Source organism: Nocardioides sp. (assembly GCF_014360585.1).
Lineage (GTDB): Bacteria > Actinomycetota > Actinomycetes > Propionibacteriales > Nocardioidaceae > Nocardioides.
In genome coordinates, this window is record NZ_JACIXG010000067.1 from 18,516 (window position 1) to 30,136 (window position 11,621).

Genomic DNA, 11,621 nt, shown 5'->3' on the forward strand with positions numbered 1-11,621 from the left:
GTCGGCCGAGACGTCAGTTACGTCGGTCGAGTTGGCACAGCATTGCTCACTCGGCCGACGTACGTGACGCTTCGGGCGCCGTACGTGACGTCTCGGCCGACGGGGGTGACGTCTCGGCATGGTTAGGCTTCGCGGCGTGAAGCTCAGGGTCCATCAGCAGCGCGCGCTCGCCGCGCTGGAAGCGGCCTGGGCCGAGGGGCGGAGGCGGGCGTGGGTCGTGCTGCCGCCGGGTGCGGGGAAGACGCTCGTGGGGCTCGAGACCGCACGGGAGGCGATCGCGGACGGCGCGAAGGTCGTCGTGCTCAGTCCGAACACCGCCATCCAGGGGCAGTGGCTGCGTCAGGCGGCCGCGCTGGGCCTGTCGACGGCGGCTTCGCGGGACCTCGACGCGCCGCTGACGTCGCTGACCTATCAGTCGGTGGCCGTCTTCGGTGACCCCGACGACGAGGCCGAGACCGGCGAGAGCCACCTGGCCAGGCTGCACGACAACGGCCGGACGCTGGTCTCCGCGCTGCGTACGGCAGGACCGCTGCTGCTCGTGCTGGACGAGTGCCATCATCTGCTCGAGGTCTGGGGCGAGCTGCTGGGCGAGATCCTTCAGCTGCTGCCGGACGCGCGGGTGCTGGGGCTGACCGCGACGCCGCCCGAGGCGCTGACCAAGGAGGAGTCCGCGCTGGTCGGGACGCTGTTCGGCGAGATCGTCTTCGCGACCTCGATCCCGGCGGTGGTGCGCGAGGGCGACCTGGCGCCCTTCGCTGACCTGGTGTGGCTGACCTCGCCGACGTCGAGCGAGCGGGACTGGCTGCGGGGGAGCGCGGAGCGGTTCGAGGAGCTGCTCACCGCGCTGACCTCCGCCGACCTGGGCACGGTGCCGTTCCTGACCTGGCTGGACCGACGGTTCGTGTCGCGGTCGGACGGGGCGCCGACCTGGAGCGAGATCGCGAAGGCGTCACCGGAGTTGGCCACCGCGGCCCTGCGTGCGCACCATCGCGATCTGCTCGCCCTCCCGGACGGGGCGACCCTGACCGAGGCGCATCGTCGCGACCCGTCGGCCGAGGACTGGGTGGCGCTGATCGGCGACTGGGTGCGCGGACACCTGTCCTCCTCCGAGGCGGCCGCCGACCAGGAGGCGCTGGCCGCGATCAGGCAGGCACTGCCGGCGGTCGGCTACTCGCTGACCCGGCGTGGGATCCGGGCCGGTCGCTCGCCCGTCGACCGGGTGCTGGCGCGCTCGGAGGCGAAGACGACCGCGACCGCGGCCATCGTCGACCACGAGCGGTTGGCGCACGGCGACTCGCTGCGGCTCCTCGTCGTCACCGACCACGAGCGGGCCTCTGCGACGCTGCCGGTCGACCTGCGCGGGGTGATCGCCGAGCAGGCGGGCTCCGCGCGGGCGGTGCTGACGACTCTGTGTGCAGCGAACGATGACGTCCTGCTGGTCACCGGCGCCACTGTCGCCGGACCGGCGGCGACCCTCGCTGCGCTGGTCGCGCACGTCGCCGAGACCGACCCCGGTCTGGCCGACGGCCTGAGGGTCGAGCCGGGGGAGTCGTACGCCACGCTGGTCGGGCGGTGGGGGAGTCGGCAGTGGGTGGGCCACGTGACCAGGTTCTTCGAGGCGGGCGGCTGCCGGGTGCTGGTCGGGACGCGCGGGCTGCTCGGGGAGGGCTGGGACGCCCGGTCGGTCACCGGCATCGTGGACCTCACCGCGGCCACCACCACGACCGCGGTCGTGCAGCTGCGCGGTCGCTCGCTGCGTACGGATCCGGCTCGGCCCGACAAGGTCGCGGTCAACTGGACCGTGGTCTGCGTCGAGGAGGAGCACCCGCGCGGCGGCAACGACTGGAAGCGGCTGGTGCGCAAGCACACCGGCTTCTTCGGTGCCGACGAGGACGGCTCGGTCGTCGACGGCGTCGGGCACATCGACGAGTCCTTCTCCCCGTACGCCGCCCCGCCGGAGTCCGACTTCGACGAGGTCAACGCCCGGATGGTGGCGCGCTCCGAGGATCGCGCGGGGATCCGGAAGCGGTGGCGGGTCGGAGAGCCGTACGCCGACGTCGCCGGCCGCACCGTCAGGGTCCGGCTGCGCCGGACCGGTGTGTTGCGCGTCCCGGCGGGAGTCGTGCTCGCTCCCCGGCCGCCAGGGTTTCGGCTGCTGGAGAGCCGGGTCCCGGAGTGGCGGCTGCCGGCCAAGGGTTGGCTCGCTGCCGCGGTGCTGGTGAGTCTCGTGCTGATGGTGGCCATCGGTGCAGGCAGCGGGGCCGGGGGAGTGCTGGGCGGTGCGGTCGGCGGGCTCTGGGCCATGTGGGCCGCGTACGCCTATCGGGATGGGACGCGGATCGCCTCCCAGCTACGGAGGCGGCCGACGGTCGGAGCGGTCGGTGCGGCGGTCGCCGACGCGTTGAAGGCGACCGGCCAGACCGCTGCCGGCGCCGAAGGACTCGAGATCGCGGTCGACTCCGACGGCAGCTACCGACTCCACCTGGCCGCGGTGCCGGAGGAGGAGTCGGCGCTCTTCGCGGCCTCGCTCGAGGAGGCGTTGGCTCCGATCGCAGCCCCGCGCTATCTGGTCTCGCGGCCGGTCGTCGGCGACCTGACGGCGCCGGAGCGGCTGCGGCTGGGCGTCTTCGGCCACCACTCGGCGGGCGGCGAGGCATGGCACGCCGTCCCCACGGCCCTCGGCCGCCGCGCAGCGGACGCGAAGGCGTTCCGCGCCGCCTGGGAGCACTGGGTCGGCGGCACGGCTCTCCTCTACACCGGCTCGCCCGAGGGTGTCGGCGTCCTCGCCGCCCAGCGTGGCGCCGACCCCTTCGACGTCACCGCCGTCATCCGCCGCCACTGGTCCTGACGCCGCCGGGGTTCTGGCTCCCGGACGACAGGTTTCTGGCAGATCGTGGACAGCGGTGTCAGATTCCGGACCGATTCCAGAAGGCTCCGACGGATTGGCTTGTCACGACAACCCACCACTCCACCGAAGGGATCCATCGTGACCTCCACCATCACCCGACGCCTGGTCGGCGCCGTCGCTGCCGTCGGCCTCGCCGCCACCGGCACATTCGCCACCGCCAGCATCGCCACCGCCGAGGTCGGCACGGGCAACGCTGCCGCCGCCGCGGTCTCCGCCCAGGCGACCCAGAACTTCGGCCTCACCACGACCGAGGCCAAGATCCTCCAGGCGAAGCTGCTGAAGAAGTTCGGCTACACCGGCAAGAAGTACCCGGGCAAGATCGACGGCAAGCTCGGCCCCAACAGCTGGAAGGCGTTCCAGGTGTATCTGAAGAAGAGCTACGGCTACGGCGGCAAGATCGACGGCGATCCCGGGAAGAACACCATCAAGGCGCTGCAGCGCCTGCTGAAGGCCAAGGTCGGCGCGAAGCTCACCGTCGACGGTATCGCCGGACCGAAGACGCAGGCGGCGTTCAGGAAGTACGCGAAGTCGCTCGCCCGCTGATCCCGTACGCCACCTGACACCCGGCCGCCGGCGAGATGCCGCGGCCGGGTCTCACATCTCCGCGGTGGGCGTCCAGGTCGGGAACTTGGCGGCGCGGCCGTCGCCGGAGGAGCGGCCGGTGAGACGACGGTGGATCCAGGGACCGACGAACTCGCGGTAGTAGGCCAGACCGTCCTTACCGACCGCGGCCGCGAAGTCGAGATCCCACCAGTCCTCGGGAACCTCCACGCCGAGCGAGTCCAGAACGCGGGCGGCGACCCGGTGGTGACCGCGGGCGTTCATGTGGAGGCGGTCCTCGGACCAGAAGCGGCCGTCCATGAGCGTGGTGTCGGGCCAGTTGTAGGCCCGCACGATGTCGTCACGATGGGCGACCCGCTGCTCGACCAGGTCGCAGAGCAGGTCGCCGCGACGCTGGAAGACCTTGCCGAGCGGCAGCCGGGCCGACGGGTTGGCGCCGGAGAGCAGGATCAGCGTGATCCCGTTGGCGTCGCAGGCCTCGAGCACCGGCTTGAGCATGTCGGCGATCGCGTTGGGATCGGCCTTCGGGCGGAGCATGTCGTTGCCGCCGCCGTTGAAGGACAGGTGGGTCGGCTTCAGCGCCAGCGCGGCGGGAAGCTGCTCCTCGACGATCGGGCGGATCAGGCGACCGCGGATCGCGAGGTTGGCGTACTCCACCTGCGTCCCGGACGCGGCCCAACCCTGGGCGACCAGATCGGCCCAGCCGCGTACGTGGCCGTCCGGGGTCTCGTCGCCGACTCCTTCCGTGAACGAGTCACCGATCGCGACGTAGCGCACTGCCTCCACGAGTCCTCCAAAGCACGTCTCATGCGGACGAACATCCATCGCCAGCCTCTGGATTCTAGTCCGTCCGGGGGCTGACGAGCACATCCGTCCCCAGGCTGACGCCGAGGCCGCCTTGGCTCCTCTACGGTGGGCTGCGTGGAGGAGTTGGTACGGCCCTGGCGGCTCGGCCCGCGCGGGCGATGGTGGTTCGACGTCCTGCTCGCTGGCACCCTTTTCCTGATCATCCCGTTCTATGCCATCCAGGCCCTGGTCGACGGCAATGCGGCCCAGGACGTGTCGAGCACCAACCACTTCGTCGACCTGGGCCTGGTGGTGGTGCAGCTCGTCCCGCTGCTGTGGCGCCGACGTCATCCGCTGATCGTCTACACCGTCGTGGCCGGTGCCTGCGGGCTGCAGGTGCTCTTCCTCGACTATCCGCTGGTCTCGCAGCTCTCCTACCCGATCGCGGTCTACTCGGTCGCGCGCTACGCCAGCCCGCGCTGGGGCCTGGCCGCGCTCGGGGTCGGTCTGTTCGGGTCCTTCCTCGGTGCCTACGACTGGCTGAGCGCGGTCGACACGCACGCCAACGTCGAGGTCCATGACGAACCGGTCGGCATCGACCCGAGCTCCTACATCTCGGTCACCCTCTCGCTCGCCACCTTCCCAGTGGCGGCCTGGGCGCTGGGCGCGCTGGCGCGGACCAGAGCGGCGTACGTCGACTCCCTGATCCAGCGCAACGAGCAGCTGCGCCGCGAGGCCGAGCAGCGTGCCGAGCTCGGGGCGACCCAGGAGCGGGCGCGGATCGCGCGCGAGATGCACGACGTGGTGGCCCACGGGCTGAGCGTGATCGTGGTGCAGGCAGACGGGGCTCGCTACGCTGCCGAGCAGGATCCGGCCGTGGCTCCCCAGGCGCTGGAGACCGTCGCGCAGACGGCGCGCGAGGCGCTGGCGGAGATGCGGCAGCTGCTCGGTCTGCTGCGCGACGGAGACACGCTGACCCGCCCGCAGCCCCGGCTGAGCGACATCGCGACGCTCGTCGAGGAGACCCGCGCCGGCGGGATGGAGCTGGCAGCAACCCTTCCCGAGCCCGGCCTCGCCGTGCCCGAGGGCGTTGCCCTGACCGCCTTCCGGGTGGTGCAGGAGGCGCTCAGCAACGTACGCAAGCATGCCGGTCCGGACGCCGCGGCCAGCGTCACCGTGACGGCCGAAGCGGACAGCCTGGAGATCGAGGTCACCGACAACGGCCGCGGCGCGGCCGCCGACGAGAGCCGCGACCCCGGCGGGCTCGGGCTCGTCGGACTGGGCTTGATCGGGATGGGCGAGCGCATCACTGCCCACCACGGAACGCTGGAGACCGGCCCGGCCCCCGGTGGCGGTTTCCGCGTGTACGCGAAGATGCCCCTATGACGACTCCTGCCGGACCCATCAAAGTGATGCTCGTCGACGACCAAGAGCTCGTCCGTGCCGGGTTCCGGATGCTCATCGACTCCCAGCCCGACCTGACCGTCGTCGGCGAGGCAGGCGACGGCCAGGAGGCGATCGCCGAGCTGGGTCGTACGCAGGCCGACGTGGTCCTGATGGACGTACGCATGCCGCGCATGGACGGCGTCGAGGCCACCGGTCTCATCGCCGGCAGCGACAACGCACCCCGGGTGATCGTCCTGACCACCTTCGACCTCGACGAGTACGCCTTCGCCGCGATCCGGGCAGGTGCGGCCGCATTCCTGCTCAAGGACGCCCGCCCGGAGGATCTGCTCACCGCGGTCCGCACCGTGCACGCCGGCGACTCGGTCGTAGCCCCCAGCACCACCCGTCGCCTGCTGGAGCACTTCGCCGCAGCCGCGCCCTTGACCCCGACGACGGCCGCCGCCGAGCAGCGTCTGGCAGCGTTGACCGAGCGTGAGCGCGAGGTGCTCACCCTCGTCGGTCGTGGCCTCTCCAACACCGAGATCGCCGAGACCTTCGTCGTTGCCGAGGCCACCGTGAAGACCCACGTCGGCCGCCTGCTGGCCAAGACCGGATCCCGTGACCGCGTCCAGCTGGTGGTGCTGGCCTATGAGACCGGTCTCGTGGGCCGCTGATCCGAAGGGATCAGGTCAGGCGGTGGGCTCTGCGTGGTCGGTGGGGGTGTGGACGATGTCGAGGTAGACGGACTTGTCGTTCTCGTCGGGGAAGACGCGGTAGGTGAACTCGTCCTCGGTCAGGGTGACGATGTCGGAGTCCCGCTCGAACATCACCTCACCGGCATCGTCCTTGGCGACGATGTGGCGGGTCTTGCCATCCTCGGTGACGGTCCAGTCGCCCTGCATCTTCGGGGTGTCATCGAGGTTGTACATCGAGAAGGTGCCGTCGGCGTCGAAGTAGGCCCAGCCGACGAAGGTCGAGACATCCTCGTCTGTGAGGGGTACGTCCTTCCCGTCCTGGTCCACCGCGCCGGTGGTCTCCCACGCAGTCGAGGCGAGGACGTCGGACGGGGTCGCCTGAGTCGACTCGGCATGCTGGGCCGAGCCGGCCTGCGCGGAGCCGGTCGAGGCACCGTCGGTCCCGCCGCACGCGGCGAGCACAGCTGCGGTAGCGAGGGCGGCCACCGAGGTCGCGATGAAGCGGACGGGGCTGGTTGTGAACGTGGAATTCTTCATGCCTCTACGATCACTCGACCGGGCGCACCCAGACATCTGGCAACAGGCCACGTTCAGATAGCCGATCGGATGATGCCGCGACTCTGCCTGCGGAGCGCGTAAGAAGGTGCATCCTGCCGGCTTAGGAGCGGCAGGTGAACCGGACGGTTCCGTGGGGTAGCCGCTCATGAATATAGGCAGGGTTGTGCGCCAGACGGTGATGGTGGGGGCACAGCAGGACCCCGTCTTTCAGGTCAGTCTTGCCGCTGGCTGCCCATGGATCTAGGTGGTGGGCGTCGCACCATTCGGGTGGCATGTCGCAGCCTTCGGCTTGGCAGCACTTCTGCTGCAAGCGGAGTGCTTTGCGTTGGATGGGGACGAAGAACCTGCTCGCGCGGCCCATATCGAGGACCTCGCTGTCGCCGCCGAGGACCTAGGGGATGATGGTGGCGTTGCACGCCATCCGGCGGGCCTCGGCTGCGGTGATCGTGGTGCCGTTGGTCTCGTCGTAGCCGAGGGTGGCGGTGCCGAGCTCTTTGCGGAGTTCCTCGAGGGAGATGACGACGTTGATCACGGTGGCGTCCCCGCCGTGGCGGGGCAGCGTGGCGGGGTCGATGGTCTCGATCAGGCGGGCGAAGCCCTGACCCATAAGCCGTTCCCATGGCGGCAACGGGGCACCCTTCTCCACCAGTTGCTGCTTGCGCGGTTGGGCCCAGGCCTCGACGTGCTTCTTGAACCGCATCCCGATCGATGTCGGGAGAACACCGTCGAACCCGATGGTGCCGTCGTGGTTGTCCCACACGCGGAGTGCGGTCTTGTGCTGTGCTCGTTCTTCTTCGGCGAGGAGGGCTTTGGCTTCGGCTTCTTCGAACCGGTCGGGGTCGATCTTGGCCAGGGCCCGCTTGCCGGCGATCTGTAGTTCGTTGGCCGTGGCGAGGTCGGCGTAGTCGACCAGCAGCTTCTCAGCCAGGACCAGGTCCTCGCCGGTGGCGACCGGGTCAGCCTCGATCTTGTCCAGGGCTTTGGTGATCACGATGGCCTTCGCCTCGGAAAGGACACCGGCAGCGAGGCCGGCAGAGACCAGCTCCGAAGCATGAATCCGCTGCGCCACACCCGGGCCGCCGCCCCGATAGCCAGCCATGTTTTTCCCGAGATGGTCCGGTGTCCAGGACCGCGTAGCGGCCGGCGTAGCCGGCGGCCGAAGGCCGTCCTTTACTCCGGGGCATGTCGAGAACACCCTCGAAGAAGGGTCGGCGGCCCTGACCGGCCTTCGGGTGGGACGTTCCCGGCAGGGACGTCTCGACAAGCTCACCCACCGGAAGCGACTGTGTTGGTCTCGACACGCCTCCGCCTAGCGGCTCCGGCGGCTCGACCAGCGGAGGCCCCATCGGCTCCGGCGGCTCGACCAGCGGGGGCAGGGTGGTCTCGGCAGACCAAGAACCAGGGATGACCCTGAGCCGACCCTTGCCGATCAACCCCAGGTCGTACACCAGGATCAGCCCCCAGCCCGATGTGGACCGACGCCGTAGAACGAGAGGCTCGGTCGCATGACACAGACCTCTGTTCACACGACAACAGCAGCCGCCCGAGCGGTGGGATTGACGAAGACCTACGGCAAGGGTGCCACCGAGGTGCACGCGCTGCGGGGCGTCGACCTGGAGATCCGCCGCGGGGCGTTCACCGCGATCATGGGTCCGAGCGGCTCGGGCAAGTCCACATTGATGCACTGCCTGGCCGGGCTCGACCGTCCAACCAGCGGCCAGATCTCGGTTGCCGGGCAACCTTTGGAGAGCTTCAATGACGACCAGCTGACCATCTTCCGGCGCGAGAACGTCGGGTTCGTCTTCCAGGCGTTCAACCTGTTGCCGATGCTCACCGCCGGGCAGAACATCCAGCTGCCGCTGGAGCTCGCCGGCAAGCGGGTGACCGACGAGACCCGCGCGCGGGCGCAGATGATCGCGGACACCCTCGGCATCGGCCAGCGCCTGGGTCACAAGCCCTCCGAGCTCTCCGGCGGCCAGCAGCAGCGCGTGGCCATCGCCCGCGCGCTGGTCACCCAGCCCGCGATCCTCTTCGCCGACGAGCCCACCGGCAACCTCGACTCCGAGACCTCGGCAGAGGTCCTCGACCACCTCCGCCGCAGCGTCCGCGAGCTCGGCCAGACCGTGGTCATGGTGACCCACGAGGCCTCCGCCGCTGCGTACGCCGACGAGATCGTGACCGTCAAGGACGGGCGCATCGAAGGGGTGACGCGCTGATGCGGACGGTGTTGTTCGCGTCCTTGCGAACCTACGCCCGTCGATACGCCGCGGCCGTCGTGGCGGTCGTCGCCGCGGTCGCCCTGATCGTGGTCACCAACGCGCTCACCTCAGCGACGAAGGCGGGCCTGTTCGCGGGCATCGACGCGCCGTTGCAGAACGCGGTCGGCGCGGTCGACCTGCCGACGAGGGAGGTCACCGCGAAGTACGTCGAGCAGGGCGGCTGGCCGATGGCCCTATCGATGCAGCCGGTCCGCTCCGAGACGAAGATGTTCGGCCAGGACATCATGGTCGGCACCGTCTCCACCGAGAAGCGGTGGCAGTGGCAGGACCTCGAGGAAGGCCGGTTCCCGACCCGAGCCGGCGAGTCCGTCGTCGACGCCAACGCCGCCAAGACCAACAAGGTCGCCGTCGGCGACAGGCTCCAGGTCGGCAGCGGAGACACGGCGGTCGACACGACCGTCGTCGGTCTCGTGGACGCCCCGTCGATGTGGTCCTCGTCGATCTACGTGACCTGGCCCGAGATACAGAGCTGGGAGGAGCAGTACGTCCAGGCCGTCCTCACCGCCGACACCGGCGACAAGGCCGACGGCTGGCTGAGCACCGACGACTACCTCACCGAGCTGCAGACCCAGCTCAACAAAGAGGTCAACATCATCGCGTACATGGTCTTGATCTTCGCCTTCATCGCGCTGTTCGTCTCCGTGCTGGTCATCACCAACACGTTCTCGATCCTCTTCGCCCAGCGGATGCGCGACTTCGCGCTGCTGCGCGCGATGGGTGCGACGAAGCGGCAGGTCCTGAGATCGGTACGCCGGGAGGCGCTCGTCCTCGGGCTGCTCGCCTCGCTGCTGGGCCTGGCCGTGGGCGCACTCCTGGGCTGGGGGATCGTCGCGCTGGTGCGGCAGTTCGCCGAGACGGCACCGTTGGGTGCGGTCTCCTTCGAGTGGCCTTGGCTCGCGGCCGCGTTCGTGCTCGGCGTGCTCACCACCCTCGTCGCCTCGTGGCTGCCGACCCGCAGGCTGATGCGGCTGAGCCCGCTGGCCGCACTGCGTCCGCAGGACGGCTTCGACGTACGCGGCGCCGGGAAGTTCCGGATCGGGTTCGGCCTGCTGGTCGTGCTCGCCGGGGTGGCGACGATCTTCGTTGCCGTCGGCTGGGGCGATCCGCAGGCCGGGATGGTCATCGTGCTGTTCGGCTGCGCGGTCACCTTCCTCGGCGTGATGATCCTCGGGCCCGTGCTGGTGCCCGGCCTGGTGCGGCTGGCAGGGGCGGCCCTGGGGACGATCGCCGGGTCCCCGGCGAAGCTCGCCGCGGCCAACGCCGGCCGCAACCCGAAGCGCACCGCGGCCACCGCGGCGTCGCTGCTCGTCGGCGTCACTCTCACCACCGGGGTGCTCACCGGGATGAGCACCATCCGCACCGCCACGGTCGACGAGATGGCCGCGCAGCACCCGATCGACCTCGCTCTGCAGGCGGAGTCGAAGCCGCTGGAGGCTTCGGTCCTCGAGGACGCGAAGTCGGTTCCGGGTGTCGCCGACGCGGTGGCAGTGCCGGGCACGATGGCCTCGGTGGAGGACGACGGCAAGCCCGTTCCGGTGCCGGTCGTCGCCCCTCCCGCGGGAGACATCGCGCTCCGGGATCTCAGCGTGAAGCCCGGCACGATGGTGCTCTCGCCGCTCGCCGCCTCCGCGTTCCTCGAGAACTCCTTCGAAGCCACTGGCGAGAAGGTGACGCTGGTCGTCGGCGACCGCTCGGCAACGGTGACCCTGGACGTACGCGAGATCGACGGCGCCGCACAGATCTCCGCCGCGACGCTCGAGGAGCTGACCGACGCCCCGAAGACCTATGCGGTCTGGGTCCGCGCGGAGGCCGGAGCAGACCCCGAGGACATGGCCGGATCGCTCGGAGCGCTCGCTCCGGACGCCGAGCTGATCAACGGCAAGGCCCAGCGGGCCTGGGTCGAGCTCCAGCTGGACGTGTTCACCTGGTCGGTGATCGGGCTGCTGGCGATCTCGGTGCTGATCGCGCTGGCCGGCATCGCCAACACGCTGGGGCTCTCGGTCCTCGAGCGCGGCCGTGAGCACGCGCTGCTGCGGGCACTGGGGCTGACCAAGCGTCAGCTGCGGCGGACGCTGGCCGCCGAGGCGGTGCTGCTATCGGCGGTGGCCGCCCTCGTCGGCACCGCACTGGGCGTCTTCTTCGCCTGGGGTGGCAGCGAGATCCTGGTCGGCGACATCATGCCCGACGCCACCTTCCAGCTGCCTGTGCTGCAGCTGATCGGTGTGGTCGTGGCCGCGGGCCTGGCCGGCCTGATCTCCTGCGTGGCGCCGTCCAAGCGGGCCACCAAGGTCAGCCCGGCGGAGGGACTCGCGCTGGACTGACCGCGGTCAGGGAATGTGTTGGTCTCGACACGGACTCGTTCGTTCCTCACGAGTCCGGCTCGACCGACGGGGGTCACCCGTCGGTCGAGCGCCGGTCGAGCCGCCGGAGCCGCTAGGCGGAGGCATG

Annotated in this window: 9 protein-coding genes; 6 read left to right on the forward strand and 3 right to left on the reverse strand. The window is 70.2% G+C overall.

Features of this window, described 5'->3' with window-relative positions:
* Positions 1-136: 136 nt before the first annotated feature.
* Positions 137-2,848 carry a DEAD/DEAH box helicase gene (locus H5T77_RS19150; protein ID WP_292651944.1) on the forward strand — a complete coding sequence of 904 codons (2,712 nt, stop codon included), beginning with the start codon at positions 137-139 and terminating at the stop codon, positions 2,846-2,848.
* 138 nt (positions 2,849-2,986) lie between these two features.
* A complete protein-coding gene (locus tag H5T77_RS19155) occupies positions 2,987-3,451 on the forward strand; it encodes a peptidoglycan-binding domain-containing protein (protein ID WP_292651946.1) in 465 nt (154 codons plus the stop codon).
* Between the two features lie 51 nt (positions 3,452-3,502).
* Here H5T77_RS19155 and H5T77_RS19160 read toward each other — a convergent pair whose 3' ends face one another.
* Entirely contained in the window at positions 3,503-4,255 is a 753-nt protein-coding gene (locus H5T77_RS19160; RefSeq protein ID WP_292651948.1) for an SGNH/GDSL hydrolase family protein, read from the reverse strand.
* A 135-nt stretch (positions 4,256-4,390) separates the two neighbouring features.
* Between H5T77_RS19160 and H5T77_RS19165 the strand changes: the two genes are divergently transcribed.
* Positions 4,391-5,641, forward strand: coding sequence for a sensor histidine kinase (locus tag H5T77_RS19165; RefSeq protein ID WP_292651949.1), 1,251 nt, complete (start codon positions 4,391-4,393; stop codon positions 5,639-5,641).
* Entirely contained in the window at positions 5,638-6,315 is a 678-nt protein-coding gene (locus H5T77_RS19170; RefSeq protein WP_292651951.1) for a response regulator, read from the forward strand. The genes H5T77_RS19165 and H5T77_RS19170 overlap by 4 nt, the downstream gene beginning before the upstream one ends.
* A 15-nt stretch (positions 6,316-6,330) precedes the next feature.
* On the opposite strand, the gene H5T77_RS19175 is transcribed toward H5T77_RS19170, so the two are convergent.
* Together H5T77_RS19175 and H5T77_RS19180 are read right to left on the reverse strand one after the other, a co-directional pair.
* The gene (locus tag H5T77_RS19175) at positions 6,331-6,873 is read right to left on the reverse strand and encodes a DUF4822 domain-containing protein (protein WP_292651952.1); all 543 of its coding nucleotides are present in this window, start codon (positions 6,871-6,873) and stop codon (positions 6,331-6,333) included.
* A 412-nt stretch (positions 6,874-7,285) separates the two neighbouring features.
* Positions 7,286-7,993, reverse strand: coding sequence for a 13E12 repeat family protein (locus H5T77_RS19180; protein ID WP_292651953.1), 708 nt, complete (start codon positions 7,991-7,993; stop codon positions 7,286-7,288).
* Between the two features lie 406 nt (positions 7,994-8,399).
* Here H5T77_RS19180 and H5T77_RS19185 point away from each other — a divergent pair, with 406 nt between their 5' ends.
* On the forward strand, positions 8,400-9,110 hold the full coding sequence (locus H5T77_RS19185) for an ABC transporter ATP-binding protein (RefSeq protein ID WP_292651954.1): 711 nt from the start codon (positions 8,400-8,402) through the stop codon (positions 9,108-9,110).
* The gene (locus H5T77_RS19190; protein ID WP_292651955.1) at positions 9,110-11,494 is read left to right on the forward strand and encodes an ABC transporter permease; all 2,385 of its coding nucleotides are present in this window, start codon (positions 9,110-9,112) and stop codon (positions 11,492-11,494) included. Before H5T77_RS19185 ends, H5T77_RS19190 begins: the two co-directional genes overlap by 1 nt.
* Positions 11,495-11,621 lie beyond the last annotated feature (127 nt).

Bases quoted from the DNA above. Each gene is read 5' to 3' on its own strand.
- H5T77_RS19185 (WP_292651954.1), top strand. From the start codon at position 8,400: ATGACACAGACCTCTGTTCACACGACAACAGCAGCCGCCCGAGCGGTG.
- H5T77_RS19175 (WP_292651952.1), bottom strand. From the start codon at position 6,873: ATGAAGAATTCCACGTTCACAACCAGCCCCGTCCGCTTCATCGCGACC.
- H5T77_RS19190 (WP_292651955.1), top strand. From the start codon at position 9,110: ATGCGGACGGTGTTGTTCGCGTCCTTGCGAACCTACGCCCGTCGATAC.
- H5T77_RS19170 (WP_292651951.1), top strand. From the start codon at position 5,638: ATGACGACTCCTGCCGGACCCATCAAAGTGATGCTCGTCGACGACCAA.
- H5T77_RS19180 (WP_292651953.1), bottom strand. From the start codon at position 7,993: ATGGCTGGCTATCGGGGCGGCGGCCCGGGTGTGGCGCAGCGGATTCAT.